Below are 18,036 nucleotides of genomic sequence, written 5' to 3'. Positions count from 1 at the left end.
CAGGAGCCCATCATGTGGATTTTAATCCTGGCCATGTACGCCAGCCCTTATGCATCAAGCAACTTTGCAAGTGTTCATACACAGGAATTTGATACTGAAAATATGTGTCAATTCGCTGCTAAACAGTTTGAGCAGGAATTTGATACTTTCAAGGATATCAACGCCAAAGCGATTTGCGTTAAGAAATAAACTAATTTCATCGAGGTTCAATTATGAAACTTAACATCATTAAATTATTAATCACGACATTATTGTTTATTAGTGTAGCGTTTGCCTTTGAGCTGATAGTAGAACATCTATCCCATGTTGATACAACACCACCGGCAATATTCCCCGAGATCAAATGGGGTAATGAAGCATTGAGCGGATTACAGTTAGACGGAAAAGAGATGGAGGACATATTCGTACTGTTAGGCACTATAGCATTGATTTATATCATAATATTATGGCCTAAGCTAAAAAAGTAGTTCACACCAGAACGGCATTATCCCCCCTGATCAATATCGCTTAACAAACATCCATATTCATTCATCAATTAACTTTGAGGGATATCCTTATGTCAAATTTAATCAACATCGAAACAAAAAATATCAATGGTGGCTTAATCCAGACGGTAAATGCCCGTGATTTACATCAATTTCTAGAAGTTGGCAAGGATTTCTCAAATTGGATTAAAGACCGTATTAAGCAGTACGGATTTGTTGAAAATATCGACTATATAGTTTTCGCCAGAATTGGCGAAAACCCCTTCGGAGGCCGTCCGGCAAAGGAATACCACATTTCCCTCGATATGGCGAAAGAACTTTCGATGGTTGAACGCAACGAGAAAGGGAAACAGGCAAGACAGTATTTTATTGAATGTGAAAGACAAATTTTACAGCCGTCATTACCGGGTAATTACATCGAAGCATTAGAAGCCCTGGTTATCTCTGAAAAGGAAAAAGCGGTTATTACTGACCAAAGAGATGAAGCAATTAGGACAAAATCACAAATCAGTCGCACTCGTGAAGCTTCTGCAATGGGCAAACTTAGTGTGGCTACGCGTAAAAATAGAGAACTTACCGAACGACTAGGAGAAAGTGTTAAACATGCCACCATCACAGCCGTAAAGAATGCCACAGGGAAAGAATACAAGTTTACCCCACTTCGCAGATGGTGTCGTGAGAACCAGGTGGAAGCAACCGAAGTACCGGATATTCGTTATGGTCAGGTTAAGTCATGGCCTGCTGAATCATGGCTACAGGTATACGGTATCAATCTCAAATCGTTATTTGCTAATAGCCAACGTATTCACTAGAAATTGACAGCTGTTTGGTATTTCCGAGCAACTTTAAAAAAGACCAGCCCAAGGCTGGCCAACACCAGGGAAAATGTTGCTGTTAACCAACACACAACGGCAATAATATTACCAAAAATAATTCACAGATGATCAATTTTTAATCAAATTTACATTCATGTAATCAATAACCGGAGAAATCCTATGAATAATGATAGTAAAATACGAGGTATGACTATGTTATTTAATACCCCACTCAGATATCCCGGTGGTAAAGCAAAATTATCCAATTTTGTCATGAAAATTATTGAAAAAAATAATCTTCACGATCTACATTATGCAGAACCGTTTGCTGGGGGGGCAGGACTAGCATTAAACTTACTTACTAAGGGATATGCGAAGAAAATTTATTTAAACGATATCAACCCAGCTATTTATGCATTTTGGTATAGTATAATTAACCATACACATGATTTTTGCAAAAAAATTGAGAAAACAGATGTCACAATTGATGAATGGCATCATCAACGGAAGATTATGGTACATGCCAAATCTAGCAATATTTTCGAACTAGGATATTCAACTTTTTTTCTAAATAGAACTAACCGTTCTGGTATCCTTTTGGGAGGAATTCTTGGAGGAAAAGAACAAAAAGGTAATTGGAAATTAGATGCCAGATTTAATAAATACAACTTAATTGAACGAATTGAGCGAATATCAAAATATAAAAATAATATAATTATTTCTAATTTAGATGCCAGAGAATTTATACAAAAGACAATTAAACAATTACCAATAAATTCTTTAACATATTTTGATCCACCATATTATGTAAAAGGAAAAGGTTTATATGAAAATCATTACATACATGAAGATCATGAAGTAATTGCTAATATCATTCAGACTGAAATATCAACTCCATGGATTGTTTCATATGATAATGTAGAACCAATACAAAAAATGTATTCAAAATCTAAATTTTTATCATATGACATAAACTACAGCGTTCAAAATAAATACAAAGGCTCCGAAATAATGTTTTTTAGTAAACAATTAAATTTTCCTGTAGAAAAATATCCCACAAAAACAAAAATATAAAATGATACGTTAATAATTTTAGAAAAATTTATCTTTTTAAAATCAATTTATTACATTATTATTTACGCGGGTTCAACTCCCGCCAGCTCCACCAAATTTGCATCTTAAACAATAAAAAATCCGGTATTTACAATAAGTTACGGGGTTTTTATGTACTTTACAGTCTGATTTGATCCCCTCCAAACTAATTCTTTTCGGGTCATTAATAGAACCCGACGAAAAGATCTAATGTTTCTGTTGGATCTAAAAACACAGAGCAACCACTCTGGTAATACCAAAACAAAGCATCAAACAGCGCAGCAAATAAATCCTAATACTCTTCCCCACAAATCATATGCCCTGACCTAACAAAGCACGAAGATAAACTTTTCGCTCTTCGTTATTGGTTTTCTGTGGGGCAATGAAGCGCCTGAGAATAGTGTGAGTTTTTGAATGAGGAATGTAATGAACAAAACGACTTTAACTCGGCAAGAAGCAGCAAAAATAATAGGAATAAGTGAAGACACACTGACTAATTGGTGCAAGCTTGGAATTATTAGTTATCAACGCAAAAATCCGTACAAAAAGAAATCACCTTATTTATTTACAAAAGAAGCTTGTATTGAAGCCGTTAAAAATTCGATCAATACTCTCGCTGAGAGCGAGATTGATGTCATCAGGAGTAAAAAATGTCAATCTTCAAACGTGGTAAAATTTGGTACGGCAGCTACACAACACCGTGCGGAAAAAGAATTAAAGAATCACTTGGCACAGAGGACAAAAAACAAGCTCAGGAGTTACACGACAAACGAAAAGCTGAATTATGGAGAATAGCAAAGTTAGATGATTTTCCTAATGTCACATTTGACGAAGCCTGCTTGAGATGGATCGAAGAGAAGGCTAACAAAAAATCTTTAGACGATGATAAAGGTAGACTCGGTTTTTGGCTACTTCATTTCAGTGGTACCCGATTAAAAGATATTACAGAAGCAAAAATATATAGTGCTATTAGCAAAATGAAAAATAGGCAGGAACAATTAAGATGGAAAAGTAGAGTTAATTCAGCAAAAAGAAAAGGAATAGAAATACCCGCTTATCAAGAGAAAGAAGTTTCTATCGTAACAAAAGCTAAGCATTTGGCACTACTTAAATCAATGATGAGATCTGCTGAAAAAGATTGGAAATGGATAGAAAAATCACCGGTTATTAAGGTTCCATCGGCTAGAGAAAAACGGATTAGATGGTTAGAACCGGATGAAGCAGAAAGATTAATCAATGAATGTCCTGAACCCCTTAGATCGACGGTTGAATTTGCGCTTGCGACGGGTTTACGTCGTTCAAATATCATTAATTTAGCGTGGTCACAAATTGATATGCAAAGAAAAGTTGCTTGGATAGAGCCAGAAAACAGCAAATCGGGAAAAGCTATAGGCGTAGCTCTAAACGATACGGCTTGCTGTATTCTGACGCGACAATTGGGTAATCATCAAAAATGGGTATTCGTACATACAATGTCAGCAAAACGATCTGATGGCTCACAAACAAATTCGATTAGAAAAATGCGTGTCGATTCTAATACCGCATGGAGAGCGGCATTGAAACGCGCCGGAATAGAAAATTTCCGCTTTCATGATCTGAGACATACTTGGGCTAGCTGGTTAATTCAGTCTGGCGTTCCACTTTCTGTTCTACAAGAAATGGGTGGATGGGAATCAGTGGAAATGGTGAGGCGCTATGCACACTTAGCGCCTACTCATCTTACTGAACACGCCAAACAAATTGACGGCGTTTTTGACAGATTTAATAGAAAAATCTCAAATCATGTCCCAAATTTGTCCCACTTAAAAATACTAAAAGGCTGAACCTCATCTAAGTCATTGATTTTATTGGTGCACCCTGTAGGACTCGAACCTACGACCTACGGCTTAGAAGGCCGTTGCTCTATCCAGCTGAGCTAAGGGCGCTTAGAAAAACGCTTATTCAATAATAAAATAATGTCGTTGGATTATACGGCTGCAGAGCACTGAGTCAACGTCTTTTCAATGACAAATTATCTATCTGCTCATTTTCTGACTACTAATAAAACTGACAGCATCGCTTTCTTCTGACAAAATAGCAGTATCACAATCTTTTTATGGATTAATGAAATAAATGTCAGCAAAAATTATTGACGGAAAAATGATTTCCGAAACAATCAAACAGGAAATTGCCAAAAAAGTTAAATTGAGACTTTCACTAGGCAAGCGAGCTCCCGGACTTGCAGTCATTTTAGTCGGTAATAATCCGGCTTCACAGATTTACGTAAACAGTAAACGTCGTACTTGTGAAGCGGTTGGTTTTGTTTCGCGCTCATATGATTTAGCGGAAAAAACCACTGAGTCTGAACTTTTACAATTAATTGATCAACTTAATAATGACAAGGCAATTGATGGCATCCTGGCTCAATTACCACTGCCCAAAACTATTGACTATATCAAGATACTAGAACATATACATCCAGACAAAGATGTTGACGGTTTTCATCCTTATAACATAGGCCGTCTTTGCCAACGAGCCCCAAGACTACGACCTTGTACACCTCGCGGCATTATTACCTTACTTGAGCGCTACCAAATTAATCTACTTGGTTTAAATGCAGTTATTGTTGGTGCTTCAAATATCGTAGGTCGCCCAATGAGCCTGGAATTGTTACTTGCTGGTTGTACAACTACTGTCACCCACCGCTTTACTACTAATTTACGTCAACATATAGAGCAGGCTGATTTGCTAGTTGTCGCTGTTGGTAAACCAAATTTTATTCCCGGTGAATGGATAAAACCGGGTGCCATTATTATGGATGTGGGAATTAATCGGCTTGAAAATGGCACAGTTACCGGCGATGTTTGCTATCAAGAAGCACAACAACGCGCTAGCTGGATCACTCCTGTGCCTGGTGGCGTTGGCCCAATGACAGTGGCAACACTTATGCAAAATACCTTACAAGCTTGTAAAGAATATCATGATATTCAAAATACTAACCAATAGGCGATAAAATGGAAATCTTTCATCTAAATGGGCAGCCTTATATTAAATTATGTGATTTATTGAAATTGCAAGGTTGGGGGTATAGCGGCGCCGTAGCCAAAGCACTTATCGCCCAAGGTGATGTAAAAGTTGATGGTGAAATTGAAACCCGTAAACGCTGTAAAATTAGCAAAAATAATATTGTCACTTTAATTAATAACAGCGTAATAGTTAAAGAATAATCATCAATTATAAAAAAATATTTAACAAGCCCCTTATAACTGGGGCTAATCTTCTGCTTAATTTTTACTCATTTTTAAGTAATGATTTACAGCTTTTAAAGCTAATGAGCGAATATTTCATAATATTATTCTTATCAGGTAACAATAGTAAAATTGTCTTCTGTCTCTGGAGCAGAAATTATTCTGGCTAAACTTTCTAATGTTTTAAAGGCACAAGAACATCTTATATTTTGGCATTGATAATAAGATTCCTTAGTTTTGTTAGTTAAGTAACGACTCGTTCTAGTATGAGCGGTATTTTTACAAACAGGGCAACGCATCATATCCACCTCCTAAAACTTAAGATTGAGTAATTTATATAGAGGTAAAATGATCTGTTTTCGTTATAAATCTCTACCTTGTACTTCAGTACTAGCGCTATTTAAATCAATATCCATTGAAAATGGAACATCTACTCGTTATACCAAGGCTAGATAGCAAGAACCATCTATTTTTTGTTGATTATTTGATATTTCAATATATTTACCACTACCTACATCACCACTCGCTTTTCTTTATTAAGCAGCAACGCGTCGTTTTATCCTTTTTGTTGTGTGGTTGACGACAGATTTTTTTAACGTTAAAAATTTGTTTTTTTATTGTTAGATTAAAGACTCCTGCAAAGATAAGGAGATTAACTTAAATCATGGACATACTAAGAGACAGAGTTATTACTAGTTGTTGGACGCGAGCTGATGCACTTAAGGTTCATTTCGATGATCCAACAACAACTCAACCCAAGGTCAATATTGACTTCCCCGTTATGAGTGAAAAGTTGTTTATCTGGGATATCATACCATTACGAGATCTTGAAGGCAATATTGTATCAGTGAATGGTTGGTCGATTATTTTTTACTCTCACGGCAGTGAAACAACCCGACCGATTTAAAGACAAAAATGGTAATTACGATATTGTTAAAGACTGGAATGATCGACATGGCCGAGCCCGCATGCGCTTTTGGTACGCAAGAAATAGTTAGATTTGGCAATACGGTGAATACGGTGGCCGAGTAATGAATGATGGCGTATCACCAACAGAACGTGAGTGGTCCGGTACTCCTATTTTACTAAATGATAACGGTGACATTGATCTTTATTATACCTGTGTTACACTTGGCGCTACTATCGCTAAAGTTAGTGGTAAAGTGCAAAATGACAATAATAGTGTAAAACTAAGTGGCTTTGACAAGGTTATCCCGCTTTTCTCTGCCGATGGCGCTTATTATCAGACAGAAGCACAGAATGAGTATTGGAATTTCCGCGATCCTTGCCCTTTCATTGATCCCAATGATCGCAATCTTTATATGGTCTTTGAGGGTAGCCGGTGATAGAGGCTCCCATATTATTTCTAGAGCTGATATGGGCGATGTGCCGCCAGGTTTTGAGGATGTGGGCGGCGCTAAATATCAAGTTGGTTGTATTGGTTTTGCAGTTGCAAGAGACAACACGGGAAATACTTCCTCCATTGCTCACTGCCGTAGGTGTAAATGATCAAACAGAGCGTCCACATTTTGTATTTAAAGATGGTAAATATCATCTTTTTACCATTATTCATCAATACACTTATGCCGATGGTTTGAAAGGCCCAGATGGTGTTTATGGTTTTGTCAGCGATTCATTATTCGGCCCTTATACACCATTTAACGGTTCTGGTTTAGTGTTAGGCAATCCATCTTCCCAACCGTTTTAGACTTACTCACATTATGTTATGCCTAACGGTCTTGTCACTTCATTCATCGATAATGTTCCCGGTCGTGGTGACAAGTTTCGTATCGGTGGCACCGAAGCACCGACTGTGCAAATTAAAATTGTTGGTAATAGAACTTTTCTCGTCAAACAGTTTGATTACGGCTTTATTCCACCGCTAAAAAACATAGTTGTCAGATAAATAAATTATAAATTATCTTGATATTTTCGATTTTATTATAAAATATCGCTTAAAACACATAATGAAGAGTAAAAAATATGCTTGATTATTCAACTCAAATGTCAATCAATATTTTGAGTGACACCTATATAAACTAAAATAATATTAGCAATTATGAAGAAAATATTTTTGTATGTGATTCTACTATTCCTTTATAAAATCAGTTTCTGTTATGCATTAACAAATAGTAATAAAGGTAATAATATGAAAGATACGGTACGATTAGTTACTATTGAAGAAGACGATCATAATATATTACTCAAGTCAGCAACATCTGTAGTATTCCCGCTAAATAGCAAGCAAAAAAATTTATTTCTACTTTGCAAAAATTTTTCCATAATTTAAAAAGTCCTTTAGGAAAACCAGCCGGTTTAGCCGCACCTCAAATTGGTTATCCATTTAAAATCGTAATTATTCAGATACCTTCAGAGGCAAAAGAAAAACGTAAATATGTTTATGATACTTTATCACCGACGATACTAATAAATCCGGTTTATACACCTATATTAAATGCAGGTCAAATTAAAGATTGGGAAGGTTGTTTTTCAATACCAAATAAGATCGGCGAAGTTTATCGCTATAATGAAATACATTATGAGGCTTATACATTAGAAGGTAAGAAAATAAGTGTTCACGCAAAAGGGTTTTTGGCTAGGCTTATTCAGCATGAAATAGATCATTTAAATGGTAAATTATATATTGATTATTTATTTAATGATTGCCGATTTGTTTCAACCTCCGAAGCTTTAAACATAATGAAAATAGAAAAATAAAGGTAATGTCGTATTAACAGGAAAAGCTTTGGTAAAACATGAGGTTATTTAGAAATAATTCATACTCAATCAAATTCACTTATTAATGAAAACATGACGACCTATCAAAGCAATATTTGTTTTTGACACATTAATAATAAATTAAGCTTATAAATTACTAAGCTTAAAGAACCTCTTAAGTACCCGTGTAAATAAATTAGAATCGATACCAACAGGAATATGGGCTGGTCATTCACTTGCTGCTTTATTGGATATTCAACAAACAGCCTTACGATCACAAAAGAGTGTATTAATCACATAATAATATCATTAGGTAAAGAGGAGCCTATATGGATTAATAATAGCGGAATATAGTTGGCAAAACTGCCGGCTTGTAAAATTATTGGTACAGACGGCGCTGGCGATCTCATGGTGGCTGAATTGATTTATAGTTTACTGATGAAATAAATCCTATAAAGAAACGTTCCGTTTAACCACGCTATTTACATAACAAACCAAAACTTAGCTAAAAACAATCAATCTAACAACCATATATAGACTAAAATTTGAATCTGTTTTTTTACTTACGACGCCATACGGTTCCTTGCGGACTATCCTCTAATATAATGCCCATTTTAGTCAGTTCATCACGCGCTGAATCAGCCTGCGCCCATGATTTTTTTTCGCGTGCATCATTACGTTGCTTAATTAATGCCTCAATTTTTTCTATGTCAGCACTGTGAGAAACTTGTGCTCGACTTTGTAAGAATTGTTCAGGATCCTGTGTTAATAACCCCAAGACATTGGCTAATTGGCGTAATTGTACTGCTAATCCATTCGCCATTGCCATATCATCGACTTTCAGTCGATTAATTTCTCTTGCCAAATCAAATAGAACTGAATAAGCCTCCGGCGTATTAAAATCATCGTTCATTGCTTGCATAAAACGCCGCTTAAATATTTCATTATCAGTAGATATAAAATTATTAGTAACAGTATCTCGTAAAGCGGTATAAAGACGCTCAAGCGCGGTGCGAGCCTGCTTTAAATTTTCTTCGGTATAATTTAATTGACTACGATAATGCCCTGATAATAAGAAATAACGCACTGTTTCGGCATCATAATGTGTCAATACATCACGAATGGTAAAGAAATTATTTAATGATTTTGACATTTTCTCCCGATCTACCATAACCATTCCAGTATGCATCCAATAGTTTACATAGGGGCCATTATGGGCACAGGATGATTGAGCTATTTCATTTTCATGATGAGGAAACATCAAATCTGCCCCACCACCATGGATATCAAAATGTTCACCCAGTTGTTTACCATTCATGGCTGAACACTCTATATGCCAACCTGGTCGCCCATCTCCCCAAGGAGAAGACCAACTTGGCTCATTCGGTTTAGACATTTTCCATAGCACAAAATCTAATGGATTACGCTTGGCATCCGTGACTTCAATCCGCGCTCCAGCTTGTAATTGCTCGAGATCTTGGCGGGATAATAGTCCATAATCAGGATCGCTATTAATAGCGAACATGACATCACCATTGTCTGCAATATAAGCATGGCCAAGCTCAATTAGGCGCGCAGTCAAATCAATAATTTCTTTAATATGATCAGTTGCTCTTGGTTCAAAATCCGGGCGCAAAATATTTAACTCATCAAAATCCTTATACATTTCAGCCAACATGCGTGATGTCAAAGCATCGCATGTTTCATTATTTTCAGCTGCCCGTTTGATGATCTTATCATCCACATCAGTAATATTACGTACATAAGTCAGGTAATAACCAAGATAACGCAAATAACGGCTAATCACATCAAAAGCGACAAAAGTTCTGCCATGACCAATATGACATAAATCATAAATAGTAACACCACACACGTACATGCCAATTTTGCCTGGGGTAATTGGTCTAAACTCTTCTTTTTGACGACTTAGTGTATTATAAATTTTTAACATTGAGACTTTTTCCATCATCAGCCGGTACATGCGGTAAATGGTTTATTTTAATTACAAGATTATGCAAGAGGCCATTGCTACCAATAAACACAACTATTGGAACCCTATATTCTGAGTTATGCAACTACAAGGCGCAAGGAAATTATTCAATATTCCACAAATACTGACGCAATTAGCCCAATATGGTATAAAATAGTTGATCTACTTTAGATTGATTACTCTGCTTTTTGATTTTTACATTACTTATAACGATTTATCAGGATAGTCATTATGGTAACTTTTCACACCAATTTAGGCGATATTGTCATTAAAACTTTTGATGAGAAATCGCCGATAACGGTAAAAAATTTTTTTAACTATTGTCGTGATGGATTTTACGATAACACGATTTTTCATCGCGTTATTAATGGATTTATGATCCAAGGTGGCGGTTTTGAACCCGGAATGCAGCAAAAAACGACCAAGGATCCAATCAAAAATGAAGCGAATAACGGATTAAAAAATGACCGTGGTTCGCTCGCGATGGCTAGAACCAATGATCCACATTCAGCCACAGCACAATTCTTTATTAATGTTGTCGACAACGACTTTCTAAATTTCCGTTCGGAACAGCAAAATGGCTGGGGTTACTGTGTTTTTGGCGAAGTAGTTGAAGGAATGGATATTGTTGATAAAATTAAAGGAGTCGAAACAGGTCGTAGTGGCTTACATCAAGATGTACCAGTTGAAGATGTTATCATCAAACGCATAACGGTTAACGAATAATTACAAACTATGGCAATCTTATTTATTGCTGACTTACATTTAAGTGAAAAAGAGCCGGCTATCACTGCCGGTTTTCTGCATTTCTTACGCGAACAAGCGAGCCAAGCTAAGGCTTTGTATATTTTAGGTGATTTTTTTGATTATTGGATCGGTGATGATGATCCCAGCCTGCTACATGAAGCTATAGCGCAAGAACTTAAGGAACTGCAAAGTAAAGGTGTTCCCTGCTACTTTATTCATGGTAATCGTGATTTTTTACTGGGTAAGAAATTTGCTAAAGAAAGTGGCATGATTTTATTACCAGCAGAGAAAGTATTAACGCTACATGGCCATAATATCCTCATTTTACACGGTGATACACTTTGTACTGATGATATTTCCTATCAGCGTTATCGAAAACGAGTACATAATCGCTGGTTGCAACGGCTATTTCTAGCGCTTCCATTATCTACCCGCCACCGCATCGCTGAAAGAATACGTAAGAATAGCCAATCTGCCACCCGACTGAAGCCAGAGTATATTACCGATGTTAATGAACAAACAGTAATTGAAAAATTTCGAAAATATCAAGTCGATTGGATGATCCACGGCCATACGCATCGACCTGCCATCCATGAAATTAATGTTAATGGTAAAATATTACACCGAGCGGTGTTAGGTGCCTGGGATCAAAATGGCTCAGTGATCAAAATAACGCCTAAAACTATCGAACTACTTCATTTCCCTTTATATTAACGTTTCCCATCTCAGCTTCATCCTGTGATGAAAAATTTAGGCAAACGTTTTCCTTCTTTATCGGCCATGATATGATCTCTCTTAATTTGCCATCAATAAATGACTTAAATCCAGGAGCAACAAATTAATGATCGCTCAATTTGATGCACAGAAACCGTCACATTCTAACGCCAAAATTGCCATCGTAATGGGCTCCAAAAGCGACTGGAGCACGATGAAATATGCAGCTGATATACTTAATCAACTAGAACTACCCTATCAAGTAGAAATTGTTTCTGCTCATCGCACGCCAGATAAACTCTTCACCTTTGCTGAACAAGCAAAAGAAAAAGGATTGCAGATTATCATTGCCGGTGCTGGTGGAGCCGCACATTTACCCGGTATGCTAGCAGCTAAAACGTTAGTTCCTGTTTTTGGCGTTCCTGTTGTAACAGCGACACTTAATGGTATTGATAGCCTTTATTCGATTGTTCAAATGCCAAAGGGCATTCCGGTGGCTACCTTCGCAATTGGTAAAGCTGGGGCAGCCAATGCAGCATTACTGGCAGCCCAATGTCTTGCTGGTACAGATAGTGAACTTTATGATCGTTTATCAATCTGGCGTTTAAAACAAACTAATGAAGTCTTAAGCAATCCCGATCCACGGGAGGTGGAATGAAATCGATTTGCGTCCTTGGTAATGGCCAGTTAGGCCGCATGTTACGCCAAGCAGGAGAGCCGTTAGGTATTAGTGTCTATCCTATCGGTATCGATGATAAATTAGAAACTATCCCCTATCAACACAGCATCATAACAGCCGAAATTGAGCGCTGGCCCGAAACGCCGCTTACCTGTGAATTAGCTCGCCAAGCTAGCTTTATTAATCGCGATATCTTTCCGCAACTGGCCGACCGGTTACCACAAAAGCAATTGCTAGATTCTTTAGCCTTAACGACGGCTCCTTGGCAACCTCTTACCAATCAAACACAATGGCCACAATTATTTACCGAGTTAGGCGATTTTGTTATTGTTAAATGTCGTACTGGTGGTTATGACGGCCGTGGACAATGGCGTATCACACCAGATAACCTATCAATACTGCCAGCTGAGATTTATGGCCAAGCAATTGTTGAAAAAGCCATTCCTTTTTTAGGAGAAGTTTCACTCGTCGGTGCACGTAATATAAATGGCCGATGTGTTTTTTACCCGCTAACATACAATCTGCATCAAGAGGGCATACTACGAGCAAGTATCGCTTTTCCTCAGCCAGATAAAAAATTGCAAACTCAGGCAGAATTGATGCTGTCAACCATTATGACAAAATTAAATTATGTGGGTGTGATGGCAATGGAATGTTTTATTTTAAATGATAAACTGCTAATTAACGAATTAGCGCCACGTGTTCATAATAGCGGTCACTGGACGCAAAATGGCGCATCTATCAGTCAATTTGAACTCCATCTGCAAGCCATTTCAAATCTACCAATTCCTACCCCTAATATAGACACTACGGCAGTCATGATTAATTTGATAGGTACAGCATTAAATCCTGCATGGTTGTCATTACCTTTAGTTCACCTACATTGGTATGAAAAAGACGTTCGTCCAGCGCGCAAAGTAGGCCATCTAAATTTGTGTAGTAACAATCGGCAAGCGATAAAAAACTCATTAAATACAATACAAACCTTACTTCCTAGTGAATATAACGATAGTATTGGATGGCTAAACACAAAATTAATGCATTCCCCACGACACGATGAGTGAAAATAAAAACAACTACCATGTTGAATAAGCCAGTTTATTGTTAAGCTTACTGTTTTCATGCAATAGTTGTCTGCTTAGGAGTCATAATGCCTGCACAACAACAAATATTTGGTCCTATTTACCCATGGTATATGTTAGTTTTATTGGGATTAATTTACTTCTTATCAACAGCCACCACTTTCACTTCTCTAGGTGTCGTACTACCTAGCATGATTAATGAATTCAATTGGAACTGGGCAGAAGCAGGACTGGGGTTCACGATATTAGGATTAACCTGTGGTTTATCAAGCTATCTAGCCACCTTAATGATCCGTAAACTGGGTCTTCGAATAACATTATTATTCGGCCTTACTATTTTTATCCTTGGCTTTTATTGCCTCTATTCTACCGCCAGTTTATTTGATTACTTTTCTGGTACTGCCTTGCTAGGCATTGGCTTTACTTTTTTAGCAACGGTACCAGGTACTTATGTTATTTCGCGATTGTTTGAAAAACAATCACTCGCTTTTGGCTTCTACTTTACTATTGGTGGCTTAGGCGGTGTGGTAGGCTCTTGGATCTATTTTCTGGCAACACGTGTCTAGGGTTTATGGCGCATACACTGGGTCATTTCAGCGCTTTGTTTGGCCATTGTTGTTTTTATTACACTATTAACCTTACGCGAAGGCCAACGTGAAATTTCACATGCCAAAACGATCGCTGACAAATTGACACAACACTCTTCAGAAACAATTTACAAAACGAAAGAAATATGGACTGCCAGTGGTGCCCTACACACCTGGCAATTTTATATCATTGCCGCTAGCTATACCGCCTTTCTTTGGTGTGGTATTACCGTTAATAGCTTTGCCGTTGCCCACATTATAGAACAAGGTTTTAGCGAAACAATTGCCGCAGGTTCCTTAAGTGCAATGGCGTTTGTCAACGCCTTCTCTCGCCTGGCTGGCGGTGCGGTCGGCGAGCAGCTAGGACCAAAAAAAATTATTAATAATCAGTCTAATAATTATTATTTGTGGACTTATTGCCCTCAGTTTTGCCACAACCTGGCTGTGGCTAATCTTATTTACTATTGGTGTTGGAGTCGGTTATGGCATGACCTTTCTAGCCTCAAGAGTTTTACTGGCTAATTATTTTGGTCGAGATCCATACCTGGAGCTTTTTTCTGTCATGAACTTACTCTCTACTTGCGCCTGTTTTGCCCCATTCTTCGGCGGAATAATAAAAGATTATACAGCGAGTTTTACTCCGGCATTTTTAATTATTACTATTCCTGTTTTCATCATTTTATCACTAACATTATTCATGAAACCGCCAGTACAGCGATTGCCTCAAAATTACAAATTGTAATTAAAAACAGACTTATTTTACTTATTTAGCGCTTTATCTATTGGCATTAAAAATCAATACTAATACGTAGAATGATAATTTTATTGAGATCAAAAACTATGAAAAGAGTGATTTTTATTACCGGAACCTCAAGTGGTATTGGATTATGCGCTGCCAAAATTTTGCTAAACAAAGGTTATCGAATATTAGCGGGTTGTCGTAAAGAAGCCGATTTAATTACCATGAAAACACTAGGCTTTGAACCGATTAAAATCGATATGGATAATGCAGAAAGTGTAAAACAAGCAGCCCAACAAGTTATCGAATTAACTAATGGCCGATTATATGTCTTATTTAACAATGCCGGCTATGGTGTCTATGGCTCACTGAATACCATCAGTCGACAACAACTAGAGCAGCAGTTTTCCACTAATTTTTTTAGTATCCATCAGCTCACCACTTTATTGCTACCGGCCATGCTACCTTATAAAGAAGGGCGTATCATTCAGACCAGCTCTGTGTTAGGAATTGTCTCTTCTGCTGGTCGTGGAGCCTACGCGGCCAGTAAACATGCTTTAGAGGCTTGGTCAGATGCACTTCGTCTTGAACTAAAAGGCTCGGGTATAAAAGTTTGTATTATCGAACCTGGCCCAATTAAGACACGTTTTACTGACAACGTCGATCAAACCAACAAAGATAATCCGGTTGAAAATCCAACTATCGCTGCAAGGCTAGCATTAACGCCAGAACACGTTGTCAAACGACTACTCCATGCATTAGAGAGTCCCAAGCCTAAAATTCGCTACCCAGTAACACTATTAACTTACGCTATTGCCTTTATGAAACGTCTATTACCTGATCGGTTAATGGATAAATTTTTAACATAACAAATATATTTTTCCCCATGAAATAACCAAGTTTGAGCTTATTTTATAGGGATCACCGAACATAATTTAAGAGAAACATCATGCTAGCAGCTGCTTATACCATCGACGTAAACGAATCTAATCTGCAACAAGTCATCGAACAATCAATGACGCAACCGGTTGTTTTCTATTTTTGGTCACCACAAAGCCCTCATTGCCAAACCTTAGATACCACACTGGATAAATTAGCGGCTGAATATGCTGGCCAATTCACGCTAGCAAAAGTCAATTGTGACACCGAGCAAATGGTTGCCGCTCAGTTTGGATTACGAGCCATTCCAACTGTCTATTTATTACAGCAAGGTCAACCGATTGATGGCTTTCAAGGACTTCAATCTGAAGAATTTATCCGCGAAATGTTAACGCATGTCCTACCAACAGCAGAAGAAGTAAAAATTGCTCAAGCGACTGAATTAATGGCCGCTGGAAAAACCGCCGAAGCTTTGCCCTTGCTAAAAGAAGCCCATCAACTAGCGCCTAAAAATAGTGACATTAGCCTAACTTGTGCAGAAGCATTAATTACCCTCAACCAGTTAGATGAAAGCCAGAAAATTTTGAACACCATTGCTATTCAAGATCAAGATAACCGTTATCAAGGTTTATTAGCACAAATTGAACTACAAAAGAAAGCCGCAGATACACCGGAAATTAAGCAACTACAAAAAACCTTCGCCCAACAGCCAGAAAATGCCGAACTAGCGGTACAACTGGCACTTAAACTACATGAAGTAAATAGAAATGAAGAAGCATTAGAAATTTTGCTAACATTTCTTAAGAAAGATTTGTCGGCAGGAGACGGTTCTGTGAAAAAAACGATGATGGATATTTTATCTGCCTTAGGCTCTAGCGATCCCTTAACAAATCGCTACCGTCATCAAATTTACTCACTACTTTACTAACATCAAACAGGAAAAAACGCGATGGACTTATTTTCTTTTGGTGCCATACCCATCATTATTTTTGTTGCTATTGTCATTGTTTTAACTTGTGTGAAAACCGTGCCACAAGGTTTTCAATGGACGGTTGAACGTTTTGGCCGCTACACCCGTACACTACTACCGGGTTTACATTTCATTGTTCCGTTCATGGATAAAATTGGACGAAAAATCAATATGATGGAGCGAGTTTTCGATATTCCATCGCAAGAAGTTATTTCTAAAGATAATGCCAATGTCACTATTGATGCCGTTTGCTTTATTCAAGTTGTTGATCCCGTTCGCGCCGCATACGAAGTGAATAACCTTGAATTATCTGTAATTAATCTCACCATGACCAATATTCGTACGGTATTAGGTGCGATGGAACTGGATGAAATTTTGTCTCAACGAGATGTAATCAATGGTCGTTTACTGCATATTGTCGATGAAGCTACCAATACCTGGGGGCTTAAAATCACCCGGATTGAAATCCGTGATGTTCGGCCGCCGAAAGAATTAATTAATGCCATGAATGCGCAAATGAAAGCAGAGCGAACTAAGCGCGCTGACATTCTTGAGGCCGAAGGGGTACGCCAGGCCGCTATTCTAAAAGCTGAAGGGGAAAAGCAGTCACAAATTTTAAAAGCGGAAGGTGAACGTCAATCAGCATTTCTACATGCTGAAGCGAGAGAGCGCGCGGCAGAAGCCGAAGCCAAAGCAACCCAAATGGTCTCTAATGCCATTGCCAATGGTGATATGCAGGCGATAAACTATTTTATTGCACAAAAATATACCGAGGCGCTAACCAATATTGGTAAAGCTGATAACAGCAAAGTGATTATGATGCCGCTTGAAGCAAGTAATTTAATGGGTGCTATTGGTGGCATCAGTGAACTATTTCAAGACAACAAAAAACGCGATAGCCAAAAAAGCAATCAAACATAACTAGAGGTATTAAACGATGCTTGAGCAAATAATTGCCCAACCAGCCTGGTTTTGGCTCTGTTTAGGTGGATTACTGTTAATTGCTGAGCTACTCGGTTCCGGCGGTTATCTACTCTGGTCTGGTGTTGCTGCCGTTATCATAGCGCTTATTACCTGGCTTATACCTGAAATGAGTTGGGATTGGCAAGGTCTATTATTTGCCATTATGATCATTCTTTCTGTATTGGGTTGGCGTAAATGGCTTAACATACGTAATAAATCAATGCCCGATGAACCTAATCAAAAGCAACATCAATTAATTGGCACAAAAGCACGTTTAATCTCAGATACCAATAATGGCTATAGCAGAATACGACTGGCTGATGGTAGCTGACATGTTTATTGTTCTCAG

Annotated in this window: 19 protein-coding genes, 1 tRNA gene and 2 pseudogenes; 19 read left to right on the top strand and 3 right to left on the bottom strand. The window is 37.7% G+C overall.

The window, feature by feature from the left end; genetic code table 11:
* The first annotated feature begins 12 nt into the window (after positions 1-12).
* The 5 genes from AC01GB_RS11330 (at position 13) to AC01GB_RS11310 (ending at position 4,215) form a co-directional block, all read left to right on the top strand.
* Positions 13-189 carry a hypothetical protein gene (locus AC01GB_RS11330; RefSeq protein WP_474449745.1) on the top strand — a complete coding sequence of 59 codons (177 nt, stop codon included), beginning with the start codon at positions 13-15 and terminating at the stop codon, positions 187-189.
* Between the two features lie 23 nt (positions 190-212).
* The gene (locus tag AC01GB_RS11325; RefSeq protein WP_474451882.1) at positions 213-467 is read left to right on the top strand and encodes a hypothetical protein; all 255 of its coding nucleotides are present in this window, start codon (positions 213-215) and stop codon (positions 465-467) included.
* Between the two features lie 89 nt (positions 468-556).
* The gene (locus tag AC01GB_RS11320; RefSeq protein ID WP_474451881.1) at positions 557-1,297 is read left to right on the top strand and encodes an antA/AntB antirepressor family protein; all 741 of its coding nucleotides are present in this window, start codon (positions 557-559) and stop codon (positions 1,295-1,297) included.
* 183 nt (positions 1,298-1,480) lie between these two features.
* Positions 1,481-2,374, top strand: coding sequence for a DNA adenine methylase (locus AC01GB_RS11315; protein ID WP_474450370.1), 894 nt, complete (start codon positions 1,481-1,483; stop codon positions 2,372-2,374).
* Between the two features lie 668 nt (positions 2,375-3,042).
* A complete protein-coding gene (locus AC01GB_RS11310) occupies positions 3,043-4,215 on the top strand; it encodes an integrase (RefSeq protein ID WP_474451880.1) in 1,173 nt (390 codons plus the stop codon).
* A gap of 25 nt (positions 4,216-4,240) precedes the next feature.
* Here AC01GB_RS11310 and AC01GB_RS11305 read toward each other — a convergent pair.
* Positions 4,241-4,317: transfer RNA gene (locus tag AC01GB_RS11305), tRNA-Arg, on the bottom strand.
* 187 nt (positions 4,318-4,504) lie between these two features.
* Here AC01GB_RS11305 and folD point away from each other — a divergent pair.
* Both folD and AC01GB_RS11295 read left to right on the top strand, forming a co-directional pair.
* Positions 4,505-5,377 (top strand): bifunctional methylenetetrahydrofolate dehydrogenase/methenyltetrahydrofolate cyclohydrolase FolD, encoded by an 873-nt coding sequence (gene folD / locus AC01GB_RS11300; RefSeq protein ID WP_474451879.1) that lies wholly within the window; start codon positions 4,505-4,507, stop codon positions 5,375-5,377.
* Between the two features lie 8 nt (positions 5,378-5,385).
* The gene (locus tag AC01GB_RS11295; protein ID WP_474451878.1) at positions 5,386-5,598 is read left to right on the top strand and encodes an RNA-binding S4 domain-containing protein; all 213 of its coding nucleotides are present in this window, start codon (positions 5,386-5,388) and stop codon (positions 5,596-5,598) included.
* Between the two features lie 134 nt (positions 5,599-5,732).
* On the opposite strand, the gene AC01GB_RS11290 is transcribed toward AC01GB_RS11295, so the two are convergent.
* On the bottom strand, positions 5,733-5,921 hold the full coding sequence (locus AC01GB_RS11290) for an ogr/Delta-like zinc finger family protein (protein WP_474451877.1): 189 nt from the start codon (positions 5,919-5,921) through the stop codon (positions 5,733-5,735).
* 362 nt (positions 5,922-6,283) lie between these two features.
* Between AC01GB_RS11290 and AC01GB_RS11285 the strand changes: the two genes are divergently transcribed.
* The 3 genes and pseudogenes from AC01GB_RS11285 to AC01GB_RS11275 all read left to right on the top strand — a co-directional run bounded on the left by AC01GB_RS11285 (position 6,284) and on the right by AC01GB_RS11275 (position 8,337).
* Entirely contained in the window at positions 6,284-6,526 is a 243-nt protein-coding gene (locus AC01GB_RS11285) for a glycoside hydrolase family 68 protein (protein WP_474451876.1), read from the top strand.
* A gap of 124 nt (positions 6,527-6,650) precedes the next feature.
* Positions 6,651-7,525, top strand: a pseudogene (locus tag AC01GB_RS11280) (glycoside hydrolase family 68 protein).
* 359 nt (positions 7,526-7,884) lie between these two features.
* Entirely contained in the window at positions 7,885-8,337 is a 453-nt protein-coding gene (locus AC01GB_RS11275; protein WP_474451875.1) for a peptide deformylase, read from the top strand.
* 559 nt (positions 8,338-8,896) lie between these two features.
* On the opposite strand, the gene cysS is transcribed toward AC01GB_RS11275, so the two are convergent.
* Positions 8,897-10,288 (bottom strand): cysteine--tRNA ligase, encoded by a 1,392-nt coding sequence (gene cysS / locus AC01GB_RS11270; protein ID WP_474451874.1) that lies wholly within the window; start codon positions 10,286-10,288, stop codon positions 8,897-8,899.
* A gap of 270 nt (positions 10,289-10,558) precedes the next feature.
* Here cysS and ppiB point away from each other — a divergent pair, with 270 nt between their 5' ends.
* From ppiB to AC01GB_RS11225, 9 genes and pseudogenes are all read left to right on the top strand, one after another.
* Entirely contained in the window at positions 10,559-11,053 is a 495-nt protein-coding gene (ppiB, locus tag AC01GB_RS11265; RefSeq protein WP_474451873.1) for a peptidylprolyl isomerase B, read from the top strand.
* A 9-nt stretch (positions 11,054-11,062) separates the two neighbouring features.
* Complete coding sequence (gene lpxH, locus AC01GB_RS11260) at positions 11,063-11,788, top strand: UDP-2,3-diacylglucosamine diphosphatase (RefSeq protein ID WP_474451872.1); 726 nt, start codon at positions 11,063-11,065, stop codon at positions 11,786-11,788.
* Between the two features lie 127 nt (positions 11,789-11,915).
* A complete protein-coding gene (purE, locus tag AC01GB_RS11255) occupies positions 11,916-12,446 on the top strand; it encodes a 5-(carboxyamino)imidazole ribonucleotide mutase (protein ID WP_474451871.1) in 531 nt (176 codons plus the stop codon).
* Entirely contained in the window at positions 12,443-13,531 is a 1,089-nt protein-coding gene (purK, locus tag AC01GB_RS11250) for a 5-(carboxyamino)imidazole ribonucleotide synthase (protein ID WP_474451870.1), read from the top strand. The genes purE and purK overlap by 4 nt, the downstream gene beginning before the upstream one ends.
* An 86-nt stretch (positions 13,532-13,617) precedes the next feature.
* Positions 13,618-14,878 (top strand): annotated as a pseudogene (locus AC01GB_RS11245) (MFS transporter).
* 98 nt (positions 14,879-14,976) lie between these two features.
* Positions 14,977-15,744: an SDR family oxidoreductase gene (locus AC01GB_RS11240; RefSeq protein WP_474451869.1), complete on the top strand. Its 768-nt coding sequence runs from the start codon at positions 14,977-14,979 to the stop codon at positions 15,742-15,744.
* 80 nt (positions 15,745-15,824) lie between these two features.
* Entirely contained in the window at positions 15,825-16,682 is an 858-nt protein-coding gene (locus AC01GB_RS11235) for a co-chaperone YbbN (protein ID WP_474451868.1), read from the top strand.
* A 21-nt stretch (positions 16,683-16,703) separates the two neighbouring features.
* Positions 16,704-17,645 carry an SPFH domain-containing protein gene (locus AC01GB_RS11230; protein WP_474451867.1) on the top strand — a complete coding sequence of 314 codons (942 nt, stop codon included), beginning with the start codon at positions 16,704-16,706 and terminating at the stop codon, positions 17,643-17,645.
* A 16-nt stretch (positions 17,646-17,661) separates the two neighbouring features.
* Positions 17,662-18,018: an NfeD family protein gene (locus AC01GB_RS11225; RefSeq protein ID WP_474451866.1), complete on the top strand. Its 357-nt coding sequence runs from the start codon at positions 17,662-17,664 to the stop codon at positions 18,016-18,018.
* Positions 18,019-18,036 lie beyond the last annotated feature (18 nt).

This window comes from Candidatus Arsenophonus phytopathogenicus, assembly GCF_056113345.1.
This window is presented reverse-complemented; position numbering and strand designations above follow the sequence as displayed.

Excerpts from the sequence above, each read along its gene's own strand:
- AC01GB_RS11315 (WP_474450370.1), top strand. The coding sequence starts at position 1,481 with ATGAATAATGATAGTAAAATACGAGGTATGACTATGTTATTTAATACC.
- AC01GB_RS11290 (WP_474451877.1), bottom strand. The coding sequence starts at position 5,921 with ATGATGCGTTGCCCTGTTTGTAAAAATACCGCTCATACTAGAACGAGT.
- purK (WP_474451870.1), top strand. The coding sequence starts at position 12,443 with ATGAAATCGATTTGCGTCCTTGGTAATGGCCAGTTAGGCCGCATGTTA.
- cysS (WP_474451874.1), bottom strand. The coding sequence starts at position 10,288 with ATGTTAAAAATTTATAATACACTAAGTCGTCAAAAAGAAGAGTTTAGA.
- AC01GB_RS11320 (WP_474451881.1), top strand. The coding sequence starts at position 557 with ATGTCAAATTTAATCAACATCGAAACAAAAAATATCAATGGTGGCTTA.
- AC01GB_RS11330 (WP_474449745.1), top strand. The coding sequence starts at position 13 with ATGTGGATTTTAATCCTGGCCATGTACGCCAGCCCTTATGCATCAAGC.
- AC01GB_RS11325 (WP_474451882.1), top strand. The coding sequence starts at position 213 with ATGAAACTTAACATCATTAAATTATTAATCACGACATTATTGTTTATT.
- AC01GB_RS11230 (WP_474451867.1), top strand. The coding sequence starts at position 16,704 with ATGGACTTATTTTCTTTTGGTGCCATACCCATCATTATTTTTGTTGCT.
- AC01GB_RS11235 (WP_474451868.1), top strand. The coding sequence starts at position 15,825 with ATGCTAGCAGCTGCTTATACCATCGACGTAAACGAATCTAATCTGCAA.
- AC01GB_RS11225 (WP_474451866.1), top strand. The coding sequence starts at position 17,662 with ATGCTTGAGCAAATAATTGCCCAACCAGCCTGGTTTTGGCTCTGTTTA.
- AC01GB_RS11285 (WP_474451876.1), top strand. The coding sequence starts at position 6,284 with ATGGACATACTAAGAGACAGAGTTATTACTAGTTGTTGGACGCGAGCT.
- lpxH (WP_474451872.1), top strand. The coding sequence starts at position 11,063 with ATGGCAATCTTATTTATTGCTGACTTACATTTAAGTGAAAAAGAGCCG.
- AC01GB_RS11240 (WP_474451869.1), top strand. The coding sequence starts at position 14,977 with ATGAAAAGAGTGATTTTTATTACCGGAACCTCAAGTGGTATTGGATTA.
- AC01GB_RS11310 (WP_474451880.1), top strand. The coding sequence starts at position 3,043 with ATGTCAATCTTCAAACGTGGTAAAATTTGGTACGGCAGCTACACAACA.
- AC01GB_RS11295 (WP_474451878.1), top strand. The coding sequence starts at position 5,386 with ATGGAAATCTTTCATCTAAATGGGCAGCCTTATATTAAATTATGTGAT.
- folD (WP_474451879.1), top strand. The coding sequence starts at position 4,505 with ATGTCAGCAAAAATTATTGACGGAAAAATGATTTCCGAAACAATCAAA.
- purE (WP_474451871.1), top strand. The coding sequence starts at position 11,916 with ATGATCGCTCAATTTGATGCACAGAAACCGTCACATTCTAACGCCAAA.
- ppiB (WP_474451873.1), top strand. The coding sequence starts at position 10,559 with ATGGTAACTTTTCACACCAATTTAGGCGATATTGTCATTAAAACTTTT.